Origin of the sequence: Bacillus paramobilis, from assembly GCF_038096195.1 — a bacterium.
Lineage (GTDB): Bacteria > Bacillota > Bacilli > Bacillales > Bacillaceae_G > Bacillus_A > Bacillus_A mobilis.
Genome location: NZ_CP151108.1, coordinates 1149007 through 1172421 on the forward strand (window position 1 = coordinate 1149007; position 23415 = coordinate 1172421).

The 23415-nt window shown below is 36.3% G+C and carries 23 protein-coding genes and 1 tRNA gene; 18 read left to right on the forward strand and 6 right to left on the reverse strand.

What is annotated here, in order from left to right; all coding sequences use genetic code 11:
- Nucleotides 1-56 precede the first annotated feature (56 nt).
- From rpoD to AABL52_RS05995, 4 genes are all read left to right on the forward strand, one after another.
- On the forward strand, nucleotides 57-1184 hold the full coding sequence (rpoD, locus tag AABL52_RS05980; protein ID WP_000764063.1) for an RNA polymerase sigma factor RpoD: 1128 nt from the start codon (nucleotides 57-59) through the stop codon (nucleotides 1182-1184).
- 385 nt (nucleotides 1185-1569) lie between these two features.
- Entirely contained in the window at nucleotides 1570-1926 is a 357-nt protein-coding gene (gene cccA, locus AABL52_RS05985; RefSeq protein ID WP_097843969.1) for a cytochrome c550, read from the forward strand.
- Between the two features lie 165 nt (nucleotides 1927-2091).
- The gene (locus AABL52_RS05990; RefSeq protein WP_097843968.1) at nucleotides 2092-2799 is read left to right on the forward strand and encodes a tRNA (adenine(22)-N(1))-methyltransferase; all 708 of its coding nucleotides are present in this window, start codon (nucleotides 2092-2094) and stop codon (nucleotides 2797-2799) included.
- Nucleotides 2796-3917 carry a Nif3-like dinuclear metal center hexameric protein gene (locus AABL52_RS05995; RefSeq protein ID WP_000036261.1) on the forward strand — a complete coding sequence of 374 codons (1122 nt, stop codon included), beginning with the start codon at nucleotides 2796-2798 and terminating at the stop codon, nucleotides 3915-3917. The genes AABL52_RS05990 and AABL52_RS05995 overlap by 4 nt, the downstream gene beginning before the upstream one ends.
- A 40-nt stretch (nucleotides 3918-3957) precedes the next feature.
- Here the strand turns inward: AABL52_RS05995 and AABL52_RS06000 are convergent, their stop codons facing one another.
- Both AABL52_RS06000 and vrrA read right to left on the reverse strand, forming a co-directional pair.
- Complete coding sequence (locus tag AABL52_RS06000) at nucleotides 3958-4908, reverse strand: 4-hydroxy-3-methylbut-2-enyl diphosphate reductase (RefSeq protein WP_000706672.1); 951 nt, start codon at nucleotides 4906-4908, stop codon at nucleotides 3958-3960.
- An 89-nt stretch (nucleotides 4909-4997) separates the two neighbouring features.
- Nucleotides 4998-5741 (reverse strand): VrrA/YqfQ family protein, encoded by a 744-nt coding sequence (gene vrrA, locus AABL52_RS06005; protein WP_341519052.1) that lies wholly within the window; start codon nucleotides 5739-5741, stop codon nucleotides 4998-5000.
- A 180-nt stretch (nucleotides 5742-5921) separates the two neighbouring features.
- Between vrrA and AABL52_RS06010 the strand changes: the two genes are divergently transcribed.
- Entirely contained in the window at nucleotides 5922-7232 is a 1311-nt protein-coding gene (locus AABL52_RS06010; protein ID WP_000194013.1) for a DEAD/DEAH box helicase, read from the forward strand.
- Between the two features lie 191 nt (nucleotides 7233-7423).
- Entirely contained in the window at nucleotides 7424-8320 is an 897-nt protein-coding gene (locus tag AABL52_RS06015) for a deoxyribonuclease IV (protein ID WP_000912459.1), read from the forward strand.
- Between the two features lie 26 nt (nucleotides 8321-8346).
- Here the strand turns inward: AABL52_RS06015 and AABL52_RS06020 are convergent, their stop codons facing one another.
- Nucleotides 8347-8601, reverse strand: a complete 255-nt coding sequence (locus tag AABL52_RS06020) for a DUF2624 domain-containing protein (RefSeq protein WP_001048965.1) — start codon at nucleotides 8599-8601, stop codon at nucleotides 8347-8349.
- A 149-nt stretch (nucleotides 8602-8750) separates the two neighbouring features.
- Here AABL52_RS06020 and AABL52_RS06025 point away from each other — a divergent pair, with 149 nt between their 5' ends.
- The 4 genes from AABL52_RS06025 to AABL52_RS06040 all read left to right on the forward strand — a co-directional run bounded on the left by AABL52_RS06025 (nucleotide 8751) and on the right by AABL52_RS06040 (nucleotide 12060).
- Nucleotides 8751-9629 carry a YitT family protein gene (locus AABL52_RS06025; RefSeq protein WP_000435958.1) on the forward strand — a complete coding sequence of 293 codons (879 nt, stop codon included), beginning with the start codon at nucleotides 8751-8753 and terminating at the stop codon, nucleotides 9627-9629.
- Between the two features lie 394 nt (nucleotides 9630-10023).
- The gene (locus AABL52_RS06030) at nucleotides 10024-10800 is read left to right on the forward strand and encodes a metal ABC transporter ATP-binding protein (protein ID WP_341519053.1); all 777 of its coding nucleotides are present in this window, start codon (nucleotides 10024-10026) and stop codon (nucleotides 10798-10800) included.
- Nucleotides 10800-11633, forward strand: a complete 834-nt coding sequence (locus AABL52_RS06035) for a metal ABC transporter permease (protein WP_098258957.1) — start codon at nucleotides 10800-10802, stop codon at nucleotides 11631-11633. The genes AABL52_RS06030 and AABL52_RS06035 overlap by 1 nt, the downstream gene beginning before the upstream one ends.
- A 13-nt stretch (nucleotides 11634-11646) precedes the next feature.
- Entirely contained in the window at nucleotides 11647-12060 is a 414-nt protein-coding gene (locus AABL52_RS06040) for a Fur family transcriptional regulator (protein WP_001054512.1), read from the forward strand.
- Nucleotides 12061-12141: 81 nt separating this feature from the next.
- On the opposite strand, the gene ispG is transcribed toward AABL52_RS06040, so the two are convergent.
- The 3 genes from ispG to AABL52_RS06055 all read right to left on the reverse strand — a co-directional run bounded on the left by ispG (nucleotide 12142) and on the right by AABL52_RS06055 (nucleotide 14612).
- Nucleotides 12142-13245, reverse strand: coding sequence for a flavodoxin-dependent (E)-4-hydroxy-3-methylbut-2-enyl-diphosphate synthase (ispG, locus tag AABL52_RS06045; RefSeq protein WP_075308387.1), 1104 nt, complete (start codon nucleotides 13243-13245; stop codon nucleotides 12142-12144).
- Nucleotides 13246-13409: 164 nt separating this feature from the next.
- Entirely contained in the window at nucleotides 13410-13781 is a 372-nt protein-coding gene (locus AABL52_RS06050; RefSeq protein ID WP_000825411.1) for a hypothetical protein, read from the reverse strand.
- A gap of 72 nt (nucleotides 13782-13853) precedes the next feature.
- A complete protein-coding gene (locus AABL52_RS06055; RefSeq protein ID WP_000021904.1) occupies nucleotides 13854-14612 on the reverse strand; it encodes a DUF1189 domain-containing protein in 759 nt (252 codons plus the stop codon).
- Nucleotides 14613-14854: 242 nt separating this feature from the next.
- Here AABL52_RS06055 and AABL52_RS06060 point away from each other — a divergent pair.
- From AABL52_RS06060 to pstB, 8 genes are all read left to right on the forward strand, one after another.
- A tRNA-Ile gene (locus AABL52_RS06060) sits at nucleotides 14855-14928 on the forward strand.
- A gap of 221 nt (nucleotides 14929-15149) precedes the next feature.
- Nucleotides 15150-15761: a superoxide dismutase [Mn] gene (sodA, locus tag AABL52_RS06065; RefSeq protein ID WP_001052034.1), complete on the forward strand. Its 612-nt coding sequence runs from the start codon at nucleotides 15150-15152 to the stop codon at nucleotides 15759-15761.
- A gap of 118 nt (nucleotides 15762-15879) precedes the next feature.
- On the forward strand, nucleotides 15880-17157 hold the full coding sequence (locus AABL52_RS06070; RefSeq protein WP_061677338.1) for an MFS transporter: 1278 nt from the start codon (nucleotides 15880-15882) through the stop codon (nucleotides 17155-17157).
- A gap of 109 nt (nucleotides 17158-17266) precedes the next feature.
- On the forward strand, nucleotides 17267-19393 hold the full coding sequence (locus tag AABL52_RS06075) for a peptidoglycan D,D-transpeptidase FtsI family protein (protein ID WP_341519054.1): 2127 nt from the start codon (nucleotides 17267-17269) through the stop codon (nucleotides 19391-19393).
- A gap of 329 nt (nucleotides 19394-19722) precedes the next feature.
- Nucleotides 19723-20640, forward strand: a complete 918-nt coding sequence (gene phoX, locus AABL52_RS06080) for a phosphate ABC transporter substrate-binding protein PhoX (RefSeq protein ID WP_341519055.1) — start codon at nucleotides 19723-19725, stop codon at nucleotides 20638-20640.
- 27 nt (nucleotides 20641-20667) lie between these two features.
- Nucleotides 20668-21618 (forward strand): phosphate ABC transporter permease subunit PstC, encoded by a 951-nt coding sequence (pstC, locus tag AABL52_RS06085; RefSeq protein WP_341519056.1) that lies wholly within the window; start codon nucleotides 20668-20670, stop codon nucleotides 21616-21618.
- 1 nt (nucleotide 21619) lies between these two features.
- On the forward strand, nucleotides 21620-22486 hold the full coding sequence (gene pstA / locus AABL52_RS06090; protein ID WP_341519057.1) for a phosphate ABC transporter permease PstA: 867 nt from the start codon (nucleotides 21620-21622) through the stop codon (nucleotides 22484-22486).
- 28 nt (nucleotides 22487-22514) lie between these two features.
- A complete protein-coding gene (pstB, locus tag AABL52_RS06095; protein WP_000226681.1) occupies nucleotides 22515-23330 on the forward strand; it encodes a phosphate ABC transporter ATP-binding protein in 816 nt (271 codons plus the stop codon).
- Nucleotides 23331-23415 lie beyond the last annotated feature (85 nt).

A 23415-nucleotide genomic window follows, 5' to 3' on the forward strand; every position in this document is an offset into this window, starting at 1 on the left:
TTTTGATAAATTTTTAGTATAATGAATGTTTGTATCTCGCGTAAGGAGGGGAACAGATGGCTGACAAACCAGCTCGTTCTAAACAAATTGAAACTGAAATGACCCTTGAGCAAGTGAAAGAACAACTCACTGAGCTCGGAAAAAAACGTGGCGTTCTTACATATGAAGAGATTGCAGAACGCATGAATGGATTTGAAATAGAATCCGATCAAATGGATGAATACTATGAATATTTAGGTGAACAAGGGATTGACTTAGTTGGTGACAATGACAACGAAGAAGGTCCTAATAATCGCCAAATTTCAAAAACAGAAGAAGAATTCGACCTTAATGATTTAAGTGTACCACCTGGGGTTAAAATCAATGATCCTGTTCGTATGTATTTAAAAGAAATTGGTCGTGTAGATTTACTATCTGCAGAAGAAGAAATTCGACTTGCAACGCGTATTGAAGATGGCGATGAAGAAGCGAAACGTCGTCTTGCAGAAGCAAACTTACGTCTTGTAGTAAGTATTGCAAAGCGCTACGTGGGCCGTGGTATGCTTTTCTTAGACTTAATCCAAGAAGGGAATATGGGTCTAATTAAAGCGGTTGAAAAGTTCGATTATCGTAAAGGTTTCAAATTTAGTACGTATGCAACTTGGTGGATTCGCCAAGCGATTACACGTGCGATTGCAGACCAAGCACGAACAATTCGTATCCCAGTTCATATGGTTGAAACGATTAATAAGTTAATTCGTGTGCAACGTCAATTATTACAGGATTTAGGACGCGAACCATCTCCTGAAGAGATTGGTGAAGAAATGGATCTTGCTCCAGAAAAAGTACGCGAAATCTTAAAAATTGCACAGGAGCCAGTTTCTCTTGAAACACCGATTGGTGAAGAAGATGACTCCCATTTAGGTGATTTCATTGAAGACCAAGAAGCAACATCGCCTGCGGACCATGCAGCGTATGAATTGCTAAAAGAACAATTAGAAGATGTGTTAGATACACTAACAGATCGTGAAGAAAATGTTCTACGTCTTCGTTTTGGTTTAGATGATGGACGAACTCGTACGCTTGAAGAAGTTGGGAAAGTATTCGGCGTAACGAGAGAACGTATCCGTCAAATTGAAGCAAAAGCACTTCGTAAATTAAGACATCCAAGCCGTAGTAAGCGTCTTAAGGATTTCTTAGAATAGGTTCTTTTTAAGTTTACTTCACCTTTGTGAAGTAAACTTTTTTATTTTGTTAACTTTTGTTAAACTTTAGCTATCGGCAACGATTACAATTTCTTGTAATTTATTTTACAGAATTGTCTTTTGATTTGCAAATGCTCATTTTTCGATTTTTCGATTAATTTTGTTTATTCTATACAAAAATATATGTAGAAAAGTGAAAAATATGATGAGAAACGTTAATAATTATCGAAATAATAAGCGATATAACAATAAAAAACAATAAACTGAATTTATGGAATATTTTCAACGATTAGTAGTTTACTCTTTTCTGATAGAGTGTTTTCAAGTACAATGGAAATGACTGAATCATCTAACTATTTAGGGGTATAGAGGGGGGAGAAGAGATATGAAACGTAATCCGCTGATTCCGTTCGCTCTTATTGCAGCATTAGGTATTATCGTTATGTTTGTATTTTCATTTCAGGGGCTAAATAAATCTAAAGAGTTAGCTGATGCAAAAAATGGTGGAAAGCCAGCGCAAACAGCATCGAAGCCAGAGGATATTGTGAAGCAAAGCTGTACGAGCTGCCACGGTGACCAGTTACAAGGGGCAGTAGGGCCTAATTTACAAAAGGTTGGTGGGAAACTTTCGAAAGAAGAGATTCAAGAAGTTATTTCGAAAGGAAAAGGAAATATGCCACCAAATATAGTTCCAGCTGATCAAGCGGCTAAAGTAGCTGATTGGTTGTCGAAGAAAAAATAAAGTTCCGTATGACAAGCCTTTTGCTTATGCAAGGGGCTTGTTTTTCTATATTTTCTAAAATACGATGAGTGATAGAGAAGTGAATTGTTGTTATGGGCTTGCAACAACTACTACAAATTCATTATCATGGAGACAGACTGACAAGAGAAGGAGTAATGGAAATACATGAATGAAGTAAAGCTTTCAAAACGATTAGAAGAAGTTGTGCGTGAAATACCAGTAGGATCTACAGTTGCTGATATTGGATCGGATCATGCGTATTTACCGTGTTATACAATTATAAATAATATTGCTACAAAAGCAGTTGCAGGAGAGGTTGTAGATGGACCATTTCGCTCTGCACAAGCAACTGTAGCTGAAAGTGGCTTACAAGATAAAGTGGATGTGCGTAAAGGGAATGGATTAGCTGTTATCGCGCCAGGAGAAGTGGATGTAATTACGGTTGCCGGAATGGGCGGAGCGTTAATTCGTGACATTTTAGAAAGTGGTAAAGAAAAATTAGAAGGTGTAACGCGTTTAATTTTACAACCGAATATTGCAGCGCATCACATCCGTGAATGGTTTATTGAAAATGGATGGGAGCTTATCCATGAAAAAATCGTAAAAGAAGATGGGAAAATTTACGAGATCTTAGTAGGAGAGCGTGGAAACATCGTAATGCCTTACTCTGAAAATAAGCAAGCTGAATTGTTTATGGGTCCATTTTTAATAAAAGAAAAAGGTGAAGCTTTCGTTGAGAAATGGGAAGGAGAATTAAAAAACTTCCAAAATATTTTAAAACAGTTAGAGCGTGCGGCTGATTCTGAAGAAACAAAAGCGAAACGCGCAGAAGTAGAAGCGAAAATGAAAATGATAGGGGAGATTTTATCATGAGTAAAATTCCAAATGGCTATGAAATTATTTCTTTATTTGAAAGTATGTATCCTAAGCATTTGGCGATGGAAGGAGATAAAATTGGTCTGCAGATTGGAGCGCTTAATAAATCTGTACAGCACGTATTGATTGCGTTAGATGTAACGGAGGAAGTGGTGGAGGAAGCGATTCAATTAGGAGCGAATGTCATTATTGCGCATCATCCTTTGATTTTTAATCCGTTAAAAGCGATTCATACAGATAAAGCGTACGGAAGAATTATTGAAACGTGTATTAAAAATGATATTGCTATTTATGCAGCGCATACAAATGTGGATGTTGCCAAGGGTGGGGTAAATGATTTACTTGCTGAGGCGTTAGGATTGCAAAATACAGAAGTTTTGGCACCGACATATGCAGAAGAAATGAAAAAAGTTGTTGTGTTTGTGCCAGTAACTCATGCAGAAGAAGTACGAAAAGCATTAGGAGACGCAGGTGCTGGTCATATCGGCAATTATAGCCACTGTACGTTTAGTAGCGAGGGTACAGGTACGTTTGTACCTCAAGAGGGGACAAATCCTTATATCGGGGAAACTGGACAGTTAGAGCGCGTAGAAGAAGTGCGAATCGAAACGATTATTCCAGCTTCACTACAGCGAAAAGTGATTAAAGCAATGGTAACAGCACATCCGTATGAAGAAGTAGCGTATGATGTGTATCCACTTGATAACAAAGGCGAAACATTAGGGCTTGGGAAAATAGGATACTTACAAGAAGAAATGACACTTGGACAGTTTGCAGAACATGTAAAGCAATCATTAGATGTAAAGGGTGCACGAGTTGTTGGGAAATTAGATGATAAAGTGCGCAAAGTAGCTGTACTTGGTGGCGATGGTAATAAATACATCAATCAAGCTAAATTTAAAGGAGCGGATGTATATGTAACAGGTGACATGTATTATCATGTTGCTCATGATGCGATGATGCTCGGTTTAAATATAGTTGACCCAGGACATAACGTTGAAAAGGTAATGAAGCAAGGTGTGCAAAAGCAATTACAAGAAAAAGTGGATGCAAAGAAACTCAATGTACACATTCATGCTTCGCAATTACATACAGATCCATTTACATTTGTATAAGAAAAATAAAAACCGTTGCTCATATAGGCAACGGTTTTTATTATTGTTCTTTTTTCACTTTTACACGAGGTAATATTTTTTGTAACGGTACTTTTCGGACTCTCTCCCACGTAGCGGGATTCATTGGGTCATATTGATCTAAGAAAGCGATAACTTCTTTCGTAATTGGAGTTGGAGTAGAAGCCCCTGCTGTAACAGCTACGTTTTCTACACCTTGTAGCCACTCTAATTTAATCTCACTTACGTCTGCAACGCGGTATGCTTTCGTACCAGCGATTTCTTGTGATACTTGTGCTAAACGGTTTGAGTTGTTACTTTTCGGATCACCGACAACAATTGTTAAGTCTGCAACATCAGCTTGTTTAGCGACCGCTTCTTGGCGCACTTGAGTTGCTAAACAAATTTCCTTATGGAATTCTGCTGTTGGGAATTTCTTCTGAATGTCCTCCATTAAATGCTGAACATCCCATTGGCTCATCGTTGTTTGATTTGTAACTAAAATTTTATCCGTTGGAATTTCTAATGTTTTTAAATCATCAGCTCTTTCGATAAGGTGAACGATGTCAGGTGCAATACCAACTGCGCCTTCTGGTTCTGGATGATTTTTTTTGCCGATATAAATGACATGGTAACCTTCAGCTTTCTTTGCTTCAATAAGGTCATGTGTTTTTGTAACATCTGGACAAGTGGCATCGATTGTCGTTAAACCTTTTTCTTTTGCACGTTGTTTAACTTCTGGAGAAACACCGTGTGCAGTGAAAATAACAGTACCAGATTCGATTTTATCTAAAATGTCTAATCGACTTGGACCGTCTAATGTAATGATGCCATCTTCTTCGAATGCATCTGTTACATGTTTGTTGTGAACAATCATACCTAAAATATAAATAGGTCTTGGTAATGATGTATCTAATGCGGCGTTACGTGCAATAACCATCGCGTCCACAACACCGTAGCAATAACCACGAGGGGAAATTTTAACAATTTTCATATGAGTAATCCTCTCCTTCTAAACAAGGGATACTTTTGTGCATAGTCTTTTACATTATAAAGGAGGAGTGGATAGAAAACAAAGGATTGTTACACATATAGTTTTGGTTTTGTTGCTATTTTTTGAACAGGCTCCTCTCGTAATTCTTTTTCTATGACAGGCTCAATCACTATTTTTTTTCTTTTTCTTTTTTTTTGTGGAGGAGGCGGAGTTGCTACTTCAACTTTTTCTGCTATGTCTTCAGCTTGATCTTCAGTTGGATTTTCATCCGTACTTTTTCCAGAGGTGAGGATTTTAACAATGCTTGGTAGGTTACGCATAATAGGACTGTACTGTTCGACGACAGGGCTTACAGATTGAACGACTTGGGATACTTTCTCAATATTGTTTATCATATTAGTTGGATTCGAAATTAAATTCGCAAAAAAACTGCCGATGCCGCTACTTGCTGCTGTAGTTGCTGCACCACCGCGCGTTTCATTTGATTCATACATTTGAGGGGGAATCATTTGCTCTGGATGTTGCTGCATGTATGGTTGATATTGTTGTGAGTATTGTTGTGAGTATTGCTGCGGGTATTGTTGTTGGTATTGGTATTGTTGTTGATATTGGGGGGGCGGTTGCTGGTGCATCATTGGCGGCGGTCCTTCCATTTGTCGATAAGGTGGAACCATTTGCATGAAAGGCTCGGTTGGATCGTGTTTTTTAAAGAGTTTAGCAAGGAACCCTTTCTTTTTTTGTGCCATCGGTGGTAGCTGTGGAATTGGATATGGTGTATAAGGTTGCTGTCCTGGATTCGGATACATTTGCCTTGTAGGGGATTTTGGAAACATGTGAGAAATCCTCCTTTCTTCAGTTAGGTATATACACATACAATATGCAATAAGAGGGAAGAAGGTTAGTTTTTGAAGGAAAAACCTAAACTAAAGATGGATTTTACTTGTAGATTTCGATATAATGTAGACTTGACTGATTTGTGCGCGCAGTAGAAATTTAGAAAGAAGGTGTAACTTATGACACAACAAACTTTTACACAGTATGATTTTAAACCATTTTTAATAGATGCAGTTCGTGAACTACGCTTTACAGAGCCGACAGGAATTCAAAAGAAAATTTTCCCGGTCGTGAAAAAAGGTGTAAGTGTAATTGGACAATCCCAAACAGGTTCTGGGAAAACACATGCATACTTACTTCCTACATTGAACAGAATTAATGCAAGTCGTGAAGAAGTACAACTTGTTATTACAGCGCCTACTCGTGAGTTAGCACAACAAATTTACGAAGAAATCGTGAAATTAACAAAGTTTTGTGCGGAAGATCAAATGATTACAGCACGCTGTTTAATTGGTGGAACTGATAAACAACGATCAATTGAAAAGTTGAAAAAACAACCTCATATTGTAGTTGGAACACCAGGACGTATTAAAGATTTAGTAGAAGAGCAAGCGCTATTTGTTCATAAAGCAAATACGATTATTGTCGATGAAGCAGACTTAATGCTTGATATGGGATTCATTCATGATGTAGACAAAATTGCAGCACGCATGCCTAGAAACTTGCAAATGCTAGTTTTCTCTGCAACAATTCCTCAAAAACTAAAACCGTTTCTGAAGAAATATATGGAGAATCCAGAGCATATTCATATCAATCCAAAACAAGTTGCGGCTGGGAATATTGAACATTATTTAGTACCTTCTAAACATCGTAACAAAATCGATTTAGTGAACAAAATGTTGCTACAATTTAAACCGTATTTAGCAGTTGTTTTCACGAATACGAAGAAGATGGCGGATCAGGTTGCTGACGGATTAATGGAACGTGGTTTAAAAGTTGGACGAATTCACGGAGATTTATCACCGCGTGATCGTAAAAAAATGATGAAACAGATTCGTGACCTTGAATTCCAATATATTGTTGCAACTGATTTAGCGGCACGTGGTATTGATATTGAAGGAATTAGTCATGTTATTAACTACGAACTTCCATCAGACTTAGATTTCTTCGTTCACCGTGTTGGAAGAACAGCACGTGCAGGGCATTCAGGTATTGCAGTGACGATTTATGATCCAGCAAACGAAGAAGCGTTAGATAGTTTAGAAAAACAACGTCATATTGAGTTCAAGCATGTAGATTTACGCGGAGATGAGTGGGCGGATTTAGGTGAACGTCGTCGTCGTAAGAGCCGTAAGAAACCAAATGATGAACTTGACGTTATGGCAACAAAAGTTATTAAAAAGCCGAAAAAAGTAAAACCAAACTATAAACGTAAACTTGCAACAGAACGTGATAAAGTGAAGAAAAAATATAGCAATAAAAAAAGATAAGGGGAGCCCCCTTATCTTTTTTTATCTGGCTATTTGCGGGATAATAATCAGTGGGGACTGGAAAAAACACTGATTAAAGTTTCGTTGTAGCTAGTTACAATTTGCGTAGTGTTTTAGGAACAAACAATTCACTACATATTTCTACAAATTATGCTATCATTATATCTATTGTATATTGAAGAGGTGATTGTATGTTAAAGATTGGATCTCATGTTTCCATGAGTGGTAAGAAAATGTTATTAGCAGCAAGTGAAGAGGCTGTTTCATACGGTGCAACGACGTTTATGATTTATACAGGTGCGCCGCAAAATACACGAAGAAAACCAATTGAAGAATTGAATATAGAAGCAGGAAGAAAACATATGGAACTAAACGGTATTGAGGAAATTATCGTACATGCGCCATATATTATTAATGTTGGGAATACGACGAAGCCAGAAACATTCCAATTAGGTGTAGACTTCCTTCGCATGGAAATTGAAAGAACATCGGCATTAGGTGTGGCGAAACAAATCGTTCTTCACCCAGGTGCGCACGTTGGGGCAGGAGCGGATGCTGGTATTCAACAAATTATTAAAGGGCTTAATGAAGTGTTAACGCCAGAACAGACGGTTAACATTGCGTTAGAAACAATGGCAGGAAAAGGAACAGAATGTGGTCGTAGCTTTGAAGAAATTGCAAAGATTATTGATGGTGTAAAATATAATGAGAAATTATCAGTATGCTTTGATACGTGTCATACGCACGATGCAGGATATGATATTGTAAATGATTTTGACGGCGTATTAAACGAATTCGATAAGATTGTTGGTATTGATCGTTTGCAGGTACTTCATATTAATGATAGTAAAAATGTACGCGGTGCAGGAAAGGACCGTCATGAAAATATCGGCTTCGGTCATATCGGTTATAAAGCATTACATCATATTGTGCATCATCCGCAGTTAATGCACGTACCAAAAATTCTTGAAACGCCATATGTAGGTGAAGATAAAAAAGATAAGAAGCCACCATATAAATTAGAAATCGAAATGCTGAAAAATGGTACTTTTGATGAAGGAATTCTTGAGAAAATTAAAGCGCAATAAGCAATAAGGAGGGGATTTTCCCCTCCTTATTTTAGTAGTTGTTGAAATAAGGTATTTACTTGTTGGGCAGTAGCGGGGGAGGTTACTTTTGCTATTTGTTTTAAGAGCTCTAGTCGTTCGTCATTATCGTAAATGTTAATATTCTTTCCTTTCATAAGTAAAACAATTTGATCAGCTTGGGCAGTCGTAATAGAGACTTCATATTCTTTACTATATTTCAATAACTCTTTTGTAGAAATATGATTTAATTTTTTATTTACAAGTTGTTTAATGAGATTCATCGAGTTATCCTCCTTCACACGTTCTTCTATCGAAATATATGAGTACGTAGCTTGTACATATTCGTATAGAGTTTCTTTTTTCATGTGAAAAAGAAGCGTATGTTATAATATAAGGACAAAACTATAGAAAAAGAGTATAGGGAGGATTTATGGAGCAGAAGCAACATCGAAAAGAAAGCGTTATCCATCTTATTTATCGTTTAGTTATGATTATTTTTGGAGCAGCATGCGCAGCGGTAGCGATTGAACTATTTTTAATGCCAAATAAAATTATTGATGGTGGAATTATTGGTATTTCTCTTATATTAGATTATCTTACTCCTAATATTTGGTGGTTAAGTTTCTCTACTTTGGTCGTTATTCTCAATATCCCATTTATGTATTCAGGTTATAAGCAAATCGGGAAAACGTTCATGCTATCTTCGGCGTTCGGTATTGTAGCTTTAGCGTTTATTGAATCAACGTTACATGCTGTTCCGCCATTTACAACAGAGCCAATTTTAGCAACAGTGTTTGGTGGTCTTATTTTAGGTCTTGGTGTAGGGCTCGTTATTCGCCATGGTGGATCAATGGACGGAACAGAAATTATGGGTATTTTATTAACGAAGAAATTACCTTTCTCTGTTGGCGAATTTGTAATGTTTGTGAACTTATTCATTTTTGCATGGGCAGCATTTGTATTTGGTGTTGAACAAGCTATGTATTCTGTTATGACGTACTATATTGCATTCAAAACAATTGATACAGTCATTCAAGGTTTAGATGAAACGAAAGCAGTTTTAATTGTATCAGATCAATATGAAGAAGTATCAAATGCGATTTTACATCGTCTTGGTCGTGGAACTACAAAGCTTGTAGCAAAAGGTGGTTACACGGATAAAGAAAAAGAAGTTATTTATGCAGTTGTAACGCGTCTGGAAGTGACAAAGCTAAAATCAATTGTGTATGAAATTGATGCGAATGCATTTGTTACGATTATGAGTACGCAAGAGACAAATGGTGGTAAGTTTAAATCGGCTATTCACTAAAATACGTATCCCGCTATTTGAGGGTAAATAATCAGTAGGGGATGGCCTCATCTGATTAAGGTTTCATTTTATCCCGCGTTAACGGACAGTAAACTCCCACCTCAAAATTCAGTTGGAGCAAAGAAGTTAGGTGGGAGATCAACTGTCCGTAAACGTCCGATTGGTTCAACTAATAATCAGTGGGGGATGAAGAAAACCCCCACTGATTAAAGTTTCACTTTATAGGAATATTTTTCGAAAGCAGAGAATTTTTCTCTGCTTTTTGTTATAATAGTAAGGTTTCTTGAAAAAATTGATATATTTTAGGCAGATTGGTTTACAACTATAATAAGCTGTACTATAATTCAAATAGATATAAATCGGAATCATTCTGAATTAAAATAGGTGAGATGCTATGAATAATATATTAGAAATAGAAGGATTGTCGTTTCGATATGAAGATCGAAATGTGTTAGAAGATATTAATTTGCAAGTTCCGAAGGGAGCTTTTTTAGGTTTAGTTGGGCCAAATGGTTCTGGGAAATCAACTTTGTTAAAATGTTTATTAGGCGTTTTAAAGCCAAAACAGGGAAGTATTCGTTTGTTTGGTGTTGATAGTAAGAAGTTTAAAGAATGGAACAAAGTTGGTTATGTGTCGCAAAAGGCGAATAGCTTTAATTCTGGTTTTCCGGCAACTGTTTTTGAAGTTGTATCAATGGGACTCGTTTCGAAAAAAGGGCTGTTTCGTTTTTTCACGAAAAGCGATAAGGAAAAGGTAGAAAAAGCGATTGCTGATGTAGGGATGAGTGAGTTTCAAGGGCGCAATATCGGAGAACTTTCTGGTGGACAACAACAGCGTGTATTTATTGCTCGTGCGCTCGTTAGTGATCCTGAATTACTTATTTTGGACGAGCCCACTGTTGGAATTGATGTGAAGAATGTAGAAAGTTTTTATGAGATATTAGAGGATTTAAACAAAAGGTTAGGAATCACATTAATTCTCGTTACTCATGATATGGGAGCTGTTACGGAAAAGGTAACACATGTTGCATGCTTAAACCAACATCTACATTTTCATGGAAATGTAGAGAAGTTCCGAGAGTTAGAAGATGCAGAAATGTCCGTCTTATATGGACATCATGTTCATCGTTTAGAGCACGAGCATGAGCATGAGCATCACGGGAGGATATAATGATACAAGATTTTTTACAATATGACTTTTTACGTAACTCTTTATATGCAGGAATTTTAATAGGACTTGTTGCACCGCTTATCGGTGTGTTTGTTGTCATTCGCCGTATGTCGCTTATTGCGGATGCATTAAGTCACGTGACATTATCGGGTATTGCTGCAAGTTTACTACTAGAAAAAACAATTTTTACAGGAGGATTTTTAAATCCTTTATATATGGGGATGGTTTTTTCTATTGGTGGGGCGTTACTAATTGAAAAATTACGTACTGTATATAAACATTATCAAGAATTAGCAATTCCGATTATTCTTTCAGCGGGAATGGGGATTGGGGTTATTTTTATATCACTTGCAAATGGATTTAACACAGATTTATTTAGTTATTTATTTGGGAGTGTAAGTGCTGTAACAAGTACGGATTTAATCATTATTGGCATTGTAGCAATTGCTGTTATTGTAACGATTACTTTATTATACAAAGAGTTATTTTTACTATCGTTTGATGAAGAATACGCTGTATCAACTGGTTTGAGTGCAAAGTGGATTCACTTCATTTTCATTATATTGGTTGCTCTTGTCATTGCAGTATCAATGCGTGTAGTAGGGGTTCTTCTCGTATCATCATTAATGACATTACCAGTTGCAGCAAGTATTCGTATTGCAAATGGATTTAAACAAACAATTTTCTTTTCCATTTTATTTGGTGAAATTGCAGTAATTGGTGGAATGTTTGCTTCATATCAACTTAATCTAGCACCAGGTGGTACAATTGTTATGATAGCAGTTCTTATTTTAATTGGTGCGATTTTATGGAAAAAGAAAAAAACTGCATAAAGTAGGGATAGATATGAATCTAACAGAAGCTTTACGCCTAATGAAAGATAAAGGATACAAACATACTGGGAAAAGAGAAGAAATGCTCAGGTTATTTGCAGCTCACAATCGTTATTTAACGGCGAAAGACGTTTTAGAGCATATGAAGGATGATTATCCGGGTCTTAGCTTTGATACGATTTATCGTAACTTAACGGTGTTTGCTGAAATCGGTGTTTTAGAACAAACGGAATTAAATGGTGAAAAACATTTTCGTTTTACATGTTCTATTATGGAGCATCATCATCATTTTATTTGTTTAGATTGCGGGGGGACGAAAGAGATTACTTCCTGCCCGATGGATTTTATGAATAAAGATTTTAACGGTTATGAAGTAACAGGTCATAAGTTTGAAATATACGGTCGTTGTCCAAAATGTGCAAAGTAAAAGCTCGTCAGTTATATAACTGACGAGCTTTTTTTACGTAGAAAAGAAGGTTGCTCACAAATATTGTGGGCAACCTTCTTTTTATTGTTCTTGTGTTTCTTTTTCTTTTTCTCGTTCAGCAGCCATTTCAGCAGCGATTACGTCGATTTCTTTTTTCAGTTCTTCTACCATGATTTCTTCTGGTACTTTACGAACAACTTGCCCTTTACGGAATAATAATCCTTCTCCACGTGCGCCGGCAATACCGATATCAGCTTCACGAGCTTCACCAGGACCATTTACAGCGCAACCAAGTACTGCAACTTTAATTGGTACTTTTAGTGTAGAGATATATTCTTCTACCTCGTTAGCGATGCTAATTAAATCAATTTCAATACGACCGCAAGTTGGACAAGAAATAAGTGTTGCTGCATTAGATGCAAGACCGAATGACTTTAATAGTTCACGGGCAACTTTTACTTCTTCAACTGGGTCAGCACTTAATGAAATACGTAGTGTATTTCCGATGCCTTTATTTAAGATTGCTCCAAGACCAGCGGCACTTTTTACAGTTCCGGCAAATAATGTTCCAGATTCTGTAATACCTAAATGTAATGGATAATCAAAAGCACGTGCAGCTTTTTCGTATGCTTCAATTGCTAAATTAACATCAGAGGCTTTCATAGATACGATAATATCGTGGAAATCTAAGTCCTCTAAAATTTTAATGTGATGTAAGGCACTCTCGACCATACCATCTGCAGTTGGGTATCCGTACTTTTCTAAGATGTGACGCTCTAATGAACCTGCGTTTACACCGATACGGATTGGAATACCGCGTTCTTTTGCTGCATTTACAACAGCTTCTACTTTATGGCGACGACCAATGTTACCTGGATTGATACGTACTTTATCAATGCCACCTTCAATTGCTTTTAAAGCAAGGCGATAATCAAAATGAATATCAGCAACAAGTGGAATGTTGATTTGTTTTTTAATATCAGCAATAGCATTTGCTGCGCGTTCGTCTGGAACAGCAACACGCACGACTTGACAGCCAGCTTCTTCTAAACGTTTAATTTCAGCAACTGTTGCTTCAACATCATGTGTTTTTGTTGTTGTCATACTTTGTATAATTAATTCATTATTACCGCCAATTGTTAAATTACCGACTTTAACTGGACGTGTTTTTGTACGATGAGTCATTTCATTCACGAATAGATCGCTCTCCTTATGAAAGAAGTTTCTTATTTAGTCCCTCATATCAATGATAGTATACGTGATACAGGGCTATAGAAACCGAAGTGCTCGGTTTCACTTTTACTATTGTATCAGCGCCTTTATGTAATTGACAAGGATTAAGTGATCGCTTATTGATATAACGGGAATTTATAAGACTTTCCAATTTGTATTTTTGTAGCAGATGTATTTTTATTTAATTGTTTAAAATCATCAATTACTTTTTCGATAGAAGGAATTTTCTTCTTATTAATCGCTTCTGTAATGGAAAGAACCGTATCACCTGTTTTGACTTCTATTGTTTTATAAGTGACATCTGTTTCTTTTTTTGTTTCTGTTTTGTTCTCTTTATTTTGTTTTGTATCTGTACTTTCTTGTTTTAACGTTTGGGCCGCATTAGTTTTTTTATATGAACTTAACATCGGTAAAGTGCCGATTTTTATATCGTAATAAAATATATAACCAAGAACAAGCACGAATAAGAATATACCCAATCTCTTCATATTCTTCACTCCTTTGCTAGGAATATATGCTTGTCCAAAAAAAAAATGCCTATTTAGGCATTTTTTTCGTTCTTATTTTTCTTTCGGTTTTGGAACTTCTTTAATCGTTAAGTATAGAACAATTAAAACAACTGCGATATAAATGAATGTTGAACCAGGTACAACGATTTTGAATAAATCCATAATCATAAAGAAGATTGTTGGAATTGTGTAGCTGTAAGCAGTTAATGTCCATACTTGCTTATAAGATAATTTACGTTGACCACTCATAGCAGAACCTATAAACGCAAGTAAAGTAATTCCTAAGAAAGTAATAAATAATTGGAATAGGTATACTAACACACCGATAACGGCTAGTAAAATTGGATAAATACTATCGAATACAGAAATAAAATCTTGCAAATCTTTCTTCTCAAGAGATGTCCCTAATAAATCATTATAGGAGTATGTTTGTGTTTGACCATTTCCTATAGAAACTACTTTATCTTTTAAAATAAATAAACCAGTTTTATTTTGATATTGTTCTATATCTGTTGTATTGGGATCAAATACGAAAAGAGCATCTCCCTCTTCCTTTTGAATAGGTTGTTCAATATCAGCTTTTAGTTCACCATTTTCGATTTTGAAATCAGGTAAATCTTTTTCAATAGCTTGATTTACCATAGTAACACTATCTTGGATAAAGCTACCGTAAAAGAATGTTCTTGGAATAGTAGTGATTAGACAAAGTAGCATAATATACAAAATGGTTTTTCCGATTTTTTGAAAACGGAATAGCGCCATATCTTTAGGCGAATATACGCTTTTTGCTAATTGGGTAAATATGGACATAGATTCACTTCCTTTATGTATGTATAAAATCATTGTAACGTAGGAATCTAGAGAATCTCAAGATATATTATATTTACATATAGTAGAGATAACTAAATTTCTTTTTATTAATTTTCTTCTTTCACATGAGAAAAATACAATTGACACTTTTCTTTTCTATATGGTAAATTTATCTTACATTTCTTAAAGGATATATCCGATAGGAATTCCTTTATTTGATATATTGTTACATACATAATTGTGGACCCTTAGCTCAGCTGGTTAGAGCAGACGGCTCATAACCGTCCGGTCGTAGGTTCGAGTCCTACAGGGTCCATATCCATTTCACATGTTTATTACGTCAGTAGGAAGCTTCCTTGTAGAAGGGAGCTTTTTTTACGGAATATATGAGCATTTTAATTGAAAAGAAGTGGGAATTTTGCTACGTTAATGATAGCAAGACAATGTGATTTATTTGTTTGCACCCTATGGCAATTAGGGTAGAATGAAGTTGTATGTCACTTAAGTGGCAATACATAAACTGGGAGGAATATAACAATGGCAAAACACGAATTACCAAATTTACCTTACGCGTATGATGCTTTAGAGCCTCACTTTGACAAAGAAACAATGAACATCCATCATACAAAACACCATAACACGTACATTACAAACTTAAACGCTGCTTTAGAAGGTCATGCAGAATTAGCTGACAAAAGCGTAGAAGAATTAGTTGCAAACTTAAACGAAGTACCAGAAGCAATCCGTACAGCAGTACGTAACAATGGTGGCGGACATGCTAACCATACATTCTTCTGGACAATCTTATCTCCAAACGGCGGCGGACAACCAGTAGGCGAACTTGCAACTGCAATTGAAGCGAAATTCGGTAGCTTCGATGCATTCAAAGAAGAATTCGCAAAAGCTGGCGCAACTCGTTTCGGTTCTGGTTGGGCTTGGTTAGTAGTAAACAATGGTGAGTTAGAAGTAACAAGCACACCAAACCAAGATTCTCCTCTAACTGAAGGTAAAACTCCAGTTGTTGGTTTAGATGTTTGGGAACATGCTTACTACCTAAATTACCAAAACCGTCGTCCGGACTACATCGGTGCATTCTGGAACGTTGTAGATTGGAACGCTGCTGAAAAACGTTACCAAGAAGCAAAATAATTGTAATAACGATAGAAAAAAGCTAGGAGAATGCTCCTAGCTTTTTTTCTATGCTTTCCTTTTACATAATTGGGCTTGTCTTTGGAAGACTAGAACATGAAGTAAAGGAGAGTTGTGTATGAAGTTGAAACATATAATTGGTGACGTTGAAGTGAATCGGGATTTAGTGTTATTGCTCCTTATTGGAGGCTTATACACGCTCGCAATTTCTTTATCGAATACGTTTGTTAATATTTATTTATGGAAACAAACACAAAATTATGTGAATCTTGGCTTGTATAATTTGGCCAGCGTTGTATTACAGCCTCTCACATTTCTTATAGGTGGGAAATTAGCGAAACGTATTGATCGCTCAATCTTGTTACGAATAGGCGTAGGCACGTTAGCAATTTTTTTTATCGTTGTTTTAGTAGCGGGAAAAAGCGCTTCTCACTATATTTTATTAATGGGGGCTCTTTTAGGAGTCGGATATGGTTTTTACTGGCTCGCGTTTAACTTATTAACATTTGAGATTACAGAACCAGAAACAAGAGATTTCTTTAATGGGTTTCTTGGACTTCTTACATCCTTCTCTGGCATGATTGGACCGATAGCAGCTGGATACACAATTTCACGTATGGAAAAATGGAGTGGCTATACAGTCATATTCTTTCTTTCGTTACTGTTATTTGCAATTGCTGTCATTTTAAGCTTTTTTGTATCTAAGAGAGAATGTGAAGGACGGTATGAAATTGTACAAGTATTGAAAGAGCGGCAGATTGATAAAAATTGGGGGAGAATTACACGTGCTCATTTTTTTCAAGGGCTGAGAGAGGGAACATTTATTTTTGTGATTTCCGTGTACGTGTATTTAGCAACTGATAGTGAGCTCGCATTAGGGAAGTATAGCTTAGTAAATTCGGCTGTATCATTTGTGTGTTACTATTTAGTTACTCGTATGTTAAAGAAAGAATGGCGAAAAAAAGCAATTTTGCTTGGAGGCATTATTTTATATGCTGTCGTATTTTTAGTTATATTCAATGTTACATACGCCAAATTACTTATTTATGCAGCGTGTATTGCGATTGCATACCCCATTTTGCTCGTTCCGTACGGGTCCATGACATATGATGTAATTGGCAGAGCGAAAAATGCGAGAGAGTGGCGTGTAGAGTATGTAGTTGTCCGGGAATTATGGTTAAATGCAGGAAGAATTTGCTCGATTTTAAGTTTTTTATGTGCTGTACTATTCTTTCCGCCTGAAAAAAGTTTACCTTACTTATTATGTATTTTAGGTGCAGGACATTTTCTTATTTATTTTGCAGTTAAAAATGTCAAATATGATGAGGGAAATGCGAGTAAAACAAGTGTTGTAACGCAAGCGACTGCGCAGAATCAAACAGAACCAGAAGGTTAACTTCTCGGTTGTTTTATGCTAGAATAGAAAAAGATGTAAGACAGCAGTGAGGACACCTGTATGAAGGTGTCCCTTTCACATTACATAGCTGTTGGTAGAGGGGGTTTGTATGAGCAAGAAGCAGAAACAACAAAAGAAAAAGACTCACGTTCCTTTTCGGTTAAACGTGCTGTTTTTCTGCGTGTTTTTAATGTTCTCCGCGGTTATTGTAAGGCTTGGTTATGTACAAATTGTTCGCGGTGAGGAATATAAGAATGAAGTGGAGAGGAAAGAAAACTCGACGATAAGTAATCCTGTACCACGTGGGAAAATATTTGACCGTTATGGGCGAGCTGTAGTAGATAATGCAGCTGTACGTACGATTACATTTACAAAAATGAAAGGATCAACTGCAGAGGCTCGCTTAGAAACAGCGGAAAAGCTAGCAGATTTGATTGAAGTACCGACAGATAAATTAACAGATCGCGATAAAAAAGATTATTGGCTTGCTATGCATAAAGAGGAAGCTAAAGAAAAAATTACAAATAAAGATCGTCAAGAGTTAAAAGATAAAAAAATTGACGATAAAGAATTAGATGAGCGTCAACGAAATCGCGTGACAGAAGAAGAAGTGAATCAATTATCCGCAAAAGATTTAGAAGTGCTAGCAATTAAAAGCAAAATGGACGGCGGATATGCGATGACGCCACAAGTCATTAAAAAGGATGCTACAGAACAAGAATACGCGATTATTAGTGAAAATCTAGCAACATTACCGGGTGTAGATACGAATGTTGATTGGGATCGAAAGTATATTTATGATGATTTATTCCGAAGTGTACTTGGCGGGGTGTCAACGTCCGATGAAGGTTTACCTAGAGAAAGACTAGATTACTATCTTGTTCGTGATTATAATCGAAATGACCGCGTAGGAAAAAGTTATCTTGAGCAGCAATATGAAGATAGTTTGCACGGTAATAAAGCAGAAGTGAAAAATATTACAGATAAAAACGGTAATATTTTAGAAACGATTAATGTATCAAAAGGGCAAAGTGGTAATAATCTGAATTTAACAATTGATATGGAATTACAAAAGCGTGTAGAAGAAATTATCACTAAAAATTTATTGAGATATAAAGGGGGACAACCTCTTTTAGATCGTGCATTCGTTGTAATGATGAATCCAAAAAATGGTGAAGTTTTATCTATGGCAGGGAAACAGTTAGTGGAAGAAAATGGCGAAACGAAAGTGCAAGATTTCGCATTAGGAACGATGACAAGCTCTTATCCGATGGGATCAACTGTAAAAGGTGCGACAGTACTTACAGGATATCAAACAGGTGCAATTCAACCGGGTTCAGTTCAGCTTGATGAACCAATCAGATTAAAGGGAACGCCACAAAAATCTTCGTGGAAGACGATGGGATATATTAATGATTTAACAGCATTAAAAATGTCTTCTAACGTATATATGTTTAAAACAGCGATGAATCTCGCAGGTGTTCCATATGTGAGAGGTGGTACGTTAGATATACCACAAAAAGCATTTGATACGATGCGTTATTATTTCGGACAGTTTGGACTTGGCGTAAAAACAGGTATTGATTTACCGAATGAATCTGCTGGTCAAACAGGTAGAGGAAATCAGCCAGGTTTCCTATTAGATTTATCAATTGGACAGTATGACACGTATACACCACTTCAATTAGCACAGTATGTTTCGACAATTGCAAATGGTGGTTATCGTATGCAGCCGCAAGTTGTAAAGGAAATTAGTCAACCGGCAGTGAAACCAGAAGAAACTGGAAAAGTTGTTCATTCAATGGAACCGAAAGTACTAAACCGTATCGATATGCCTGAATCACAAATTAAACGTGTTCAGGAAGGATTTAGACAAGTATTTAATGAGTCTGGTGGTACAGCTGCGAAATACTTTACAGGCGCACCATATAAAGCTGCTGGTAAGACAGGTACAGCTCAAACTGTGTATGGCGGAGATAAAGAGATTGGTAGAAAAGCAAACGGTGAGCGTAAAGAAACATATAACTTAACATTAGTAGGTTATGCGCCACTTGAAGACCCTGAAGTAGCATTTTCTGTTGTTGTACCTTGGGTAGATGATAAATCAGGTATTAACGGATATATTAGCCGTGACATTATGGATGCGTACTTTGATTTGAAAAAAATAGAAAATGGTGAAGCTACAAAAGAGGAAATAGATAATAAAAAGAAAAATAAAGAGCAAGATGATGAATAAAAAAGTTGTAAAAAAAGCACACTATCTGAAAAGATAGTGTGCTTTTTTTTATGGTTCATGCATACGTTTTAATAAAGTGGACAAGCATATCATATCGGAAAATCAAGGACCTTATAAATGATACTTATGCATCTTTCTCTAGGATAACGGTTTTATGGACCAATCATCAGTGAAAATGAACAATGGCTACGGATTAAATTTTTACTTAATGTTGATTCTTGTGGAACTTTACAAAACTTTTACAAACAATTAAAACCGAATTAATAGTTTAGCAGTATTCTTATATCTGTAATCCTGTTATTTCCGGTTACTTCTAGGAGGAAGAACACGTGAAATGGATAAGTGCATCGATTAAAGTTTTCATACTGTCGACATGTTTCCTTTATGTTGGCACGTCTACTGCATTTGCTGTGAATGAAATGGGGGAAGTGAGAGTTGATGGATCCTCAACAGTTTTTCCTATTATAGAAGCGGTAGCGGAGGAATATACAAAGGTGCATCCAAACGTGAAAATTTCCATCAGTGTTTCTGGAACAGGAGGAGGATTTAATCGTTTCAGTAAAGGAGAAGTAGATATAAATAATGCTTCGAGAGCAATGAAACAAGTGGAAGAAAATGAAATGAAGAAAAACTCCATTCAGTTTACACCGTTTGAAGTCGCTTACGATGGCCTTACGATTGTTGTAAATTGCCAAAATACTTGGGTAGACAATATGACGGTAGACGAGTTACGTCTATTATGGAGTGAAGATGGAAGCGAAAAGCGATGGTCACAAATTCATTCATCATGGCCACGTGAACAGGTGAAGTTTTATGCGCCAGGTGTAGACTCTGGTACGTATGATTATTTTCAAAATGTCATCTTACAAAATAGTCGCATTGTAAAAAAAGTCTCTTTGTCTGAAGATGATCAAGTTATTATGCAAGGGGTAATGAATGATAAAAATGCCATTGCTTTTGTAGGATATGCTTATTATATGGCCAATCGAGATAAGGTGAGAGCAATAAAAGTGAATGGTGTACTTCCGACGAAAGATACCATTCAATCAGGTAAGTATAAGCCATTATCTAGGCCGCTATTTGTTTATGTGAATAATGCATCTATCCGAAATAAAATGAATGTAGCAAATTATATTGAGTTTATGATTCAGCATGTAGGTAATCTTGCTGAAGAGGTTGGATATGTAAAATTACCAAAAGAAAAATACAATGAACAGCTGCGGATGTTAACAGAAATAAAAAGGTAATGTCAGGGTGGAAAGGGGTTTTCATCTTTGGCTCATAATGACAAAAGTCAAATTGCATTTTCTGTACAACATTTGATTGAAAGAAATACAAAACAAAGAAAAAAAACGCAGCGAATCAATCGAATCGTTCCTTTATTACTAAAAATAATTGCTAGCGTGTCTATTGTAACGACACTAGGAATTATTTTTACATTGGCAAATGAAACATTGATGTTTTTTCAAAAAATACCATTACTCTCCTTTTTGACGGGAAAAGAATGGTTACCTTTTTTTGAAGATCCTAAATTCGGTATATTACCACTTATATGTGGAACGTTCCTTGTAACAGTAATTGCCATGCTCTTAGCAATCCCTATCGGTTTAGCCTGTGCCGTATTTTTAAGCGAATATGCTTCGAACGGTGCAAGGAAAGTATTAAAACCGATGTTAGAACTATTAGCAGGTATTCCAACAATTGTATATGGTTTTTTTGCATTAACAGTTGTCACACCGCTTTTACAACGGATTATACCAGATTTACAGTTTTTTAATGCAATCAGTCCAGGTATTGTTATTGGCTTTATGATGATACCTATAATTGCGTCTCTATCTGAAGACGCGATGAGAGCTGTAGCGAAAGGAACGAAAGAAGCTTCGTTAGCACTTGGAGCAACTCGGTTTGAGATGGTAAAACAAGTCGTGTTTCCTTCAGCTTTTACAGGGATTATGGCAGCGATCATATTAGCTGCTTCCAGAGCAATTGGTGAAACGATGATCGTTGTAATTGCAGCGGGATCTACACCGAATGTATCGCTCGATCCGACACACTCTATTCAAACGCTAACGGCCTATATTGTGCAAGTGAGTTTAGGTGATGCTCCGCATGGAACAATTACTTATTACAGCATGTATGCTGTAGGCGCAACTTTATTCTTGTTTACTTTTATCATGAACATCATTTCGCAGTTTATTATGCGCCGCTTTAGGAGGATGACATAATATGCGAATGTTGAATCATAAAAAAATAAAAGAGAATATGGCATCACGTTTTTTTAAGGACCGAGTTTACAAATTGTTATTTTATATAGCAATTTTGTTTTCAATAGTAATACTGCTTATTTTACTTTTTCAAATTTTTGAAAAAGGTATAAGTTATCTTTCGTTAGATTTTTTTACAAACTTCGCTTCGCGTAATCCGAAAGAAGCTGGGATTGCTGCAGCTTTGTCAGGAACAATATTATTTATGAGTATTGTTATACCAGTCTCCTTTATATTTGGAGTCGGAACTGCTCTTTATTTAGAGCAATATGCGAAGGAATCTATATTTAAAAAAGTAATAGAAATTAATAATCAAACGTTAGCAGGAGTACCTTCCGTTGTATTTGGATTACTCGGCTTAACTATTTTTGTATATGCTCTTCATTTAGGTGAGAGTATTATTGCGGCGGCACTGACGATGAGTTTACTTGTTTTACCGACAGTTGTTGTAGCGAGTCAAGAAGCGATACGATCTGTGCCAAGTTCATTATTAGAAGCTTCTTACGGATTAGGTGCTACGAAGTGGCAAACGATGTATCGAATTGTATTGCCATATGCTTTCCCAGGAATTATAACGGGTTGTACGCTAGCGATATCAAGAGCGATTGGAGAAGCGGCACCGTTATTAGTTATCGGAGCACTTGCATTTGCAAATTATGTTCCATTTAGTATGTTTGATAGATTTACAGTTTTACCAATTCAAATTTTTAATTGGATGAGTAGACCGCAAGAAGAATTTCAGTATGTAGCTGCTGCTGGGATGATTGTTTTGTTAGGTTTGTTGCTCTTTATCAATATATTTGTCTTATGGTTACGAAATCGAAAATAAGTTGGAAATGGATGAAAGGGGAATTCAAATGGTAGCAACAGTAGTAAATGTACAGGTGAAAAACGAGGAGAAAATCGAGACTGCACCAAAGAAAGTAGTATTTGATACGAAAAACTTAAATTTATGGTACGGAGAAGACCATGCTTTAAAAGATATTAACTTAAGCATTCATGAGAATGAAGTTACAGCAATTATCGGGCCAAGTGGTTGTGGTAAATCAACGTACTTAAAAACATTAAATCGTATGGTAGAGTTAGTACCAATCGTGCGAACTACAGGTGTAATTGAATATAGAGAGCGCAATATATTTGATAAATCATACCCAGTTGAAGAATTAAGAACTCATGTGGGAATGGTGTTCCAAAAGCCAAATCCATTTCCAAAATCTATTTATGAAAATGTAGCATATGGACCGAAAATTCATGGTATTCGTGATAAGAAAACATTGGATGAAATTGTTGAAAAAAGTTTACGTGGAGCAGCGATTTGGGATGAGTTAAAAGATCGTTTGCATGATAATGCATACGGTTTATCTGGTGGACAGCAACAGCGTCTATGTATCGCACGTTGTTTAGCGATTGAACCAGACGTTATTTTAATGGATGAGCCAACATCGGCACTAGATCCAATTTCAACATTAAAAGTAGAAGAATTAATTCAAGAGTTAAAGAAAGACTTTAGTATTGTTATCGTAACGCATAATATGCAACAAGCCGCACGTATTTCAGACAAAACTGCTTTCTTCTTAAGTGGAGAAGTTGTGGAGTATACAGATACAAATAAATTATTTACGACACCTTCAGATAAGCGTACAGAAGATTATATTACAGGACGATTTGGTTGATATCGTTGCAAGGCTAAGAGCAAATACCCTCTTAACAGAGGGTATTTCTTATTTTGCTGAGAAGGAATACTTCTCCTATTTTAAG

What these genes read in the sequence shown, in the direction of transcription:
- AABL52_RS06035 (WP_098258957.1), top strand. Translation starts at nt 10,800, where the DNA reads ATGATACAAGATTTTTTACAATATGACTTTTTACGTAACTCTTTATAT.
- AABL52_RS06000 (WP_000706672.1), bottom strand. Translation starts at nt 4,908, where the DNA reads ATGAAAATTGTTAAAATTTCCCCTCGTGGTTATTGCTACGGTGTTGTG.
- cccA (WP_097843969.1), top strand. Translation starts at nt 1,570, where the DNA reads ATGAAACGTAATCCGCTGATTCCGTTCGCTCTTATTGCAGCATTAGGT.
- AABL52_RS06040 (WP_001054512.1), top strand. Translation starts at nt 11,647, where the DNA reads ATGAATCTAACAGAAGCTTTACGCCTAATGAAAGATAAAGGATACAAA.
- rpoD (WP_000764063.1), top strand. Translation starts at nt 57, where the DNA reads ATGGCTGACAAACCAGCTCGTTCTAAACAAATTGAAACTGAAATGACC.
- AABL52_RS06020 (WP_001048965.1), bottom strand. Translation starts at nt 8,601, where the DNA reads ATGAATCTCATTAAACAACTTGTAAATAAAAAATTAAATCATATTTCT.
- AABL52_RS06015 (WP_000912459.1), top strand. Translation starts at nt 7,424, where the DNA reads ATGTTAAAGATTGGATCTCATGTTTCCATGAGTGGTAAGAAAATGTTA.
- pstA (WP_341519057.1), top strand. Translation starts at nt 21,620, where the DNA reads ATGCGAATGTTGAATCATAAAAAAATAAAAGAGAATATGGCATCACGT.
- ispG (WP_075308387.1), bottom strand. Translation starts at nt 13,245, where the DNA reads ATGACTCATCGTACAAAAACACGTCCAGTTAAAGTCGGTAATTTAACA.
- AABL52_RS06025 (WP_000435958.1), top strand. Translation starts at nt 8,751, where the DNA reads ATGGAGCAGAAGCAACATCGAAAAGAAAGCGTTATCCATCTTATTTAT.
- sodA (WP_001052034.1), top strand. Translation starts at nt 15,150, where the DNA reads ATGGCAAAACACGAATTACCAAATTTACCTTACGCGTATGATGCTTTA.
- pstB (WP_000226681.1), top strand. Translation starts at nt 22,515, where the DNA reads ATGGTAGCAACAGTAGTAAATGTACAGGTGAAAAACGAGGAGAAAATC.
- AABL52_RS06075 (WP_341519054.1), top strand. Translation starts at nt 17,267, where the DNA reads ATGAGCAAGAAGCAGAAACAACAAAAGAAAAAGACTCACGTTCCTTTT.
- AABL52_RS06030 (WP_341519053.1), top strand. Translation starts at nt 10,024, where the DNA reads ATGAATAATATATTAGAAATAGAAGGATTGTCGTTTCGATATGAAGAT.
- vrrA (WP_341519052.1), bottom strand. Translation starts at nt 5,741, where the DNA reads ATGTTTCCAAAATCCCCTACAAGGCAAATGTATCCGAATCCAGGACAG.
- AABL52_RS05995 (WP_000036261.1), top strand. Translation starts at nt 2,796, where the DNA reads ATGAGTAAAATTCCAAATGGCTATGAAATTATTTCTTTATTTGAAAGT.
- AABL52_RS06050 (WP_000825411.1), bottom strand. Translation starts at nt 13,781, where the DNA reads ATGAAGAGATTGGGTATATTCTTATTCGTGCTTGTTCTTGGTTATATA.
- AABL52_RS05990 (WP_097843968.1), top strand. Translation starts at nt 2,092, where the DNA reads ATGAATGAAGTAAAGCTTTCAAAACGATTAGAAGAAGTTGTGCGTGAA.
- AABL52_RS06010 (WP_000194013.1), top strand. Translation starts at nt 5,922, where the DNA reads ATGACACAACAAACTTTTACACAGTATGATTTTAAACCATTTTTAATA.
- AABL52_RS06070 (WP_061677338.1), top strand. Translation starts at nt 15,880, where the DNA reads ATGAAGTTGAAACATATAATTGGTGACGTTGAAGTGAATCGGGATTTA.
- AABL52_RS06055 (WP_000021904.1), bottom strand. Translation starts at nt 14,612, where the DNA reads ATGTCCATATTTACCCAATTAGCAAAAAGCGTATATTCGCCTAAAGAT.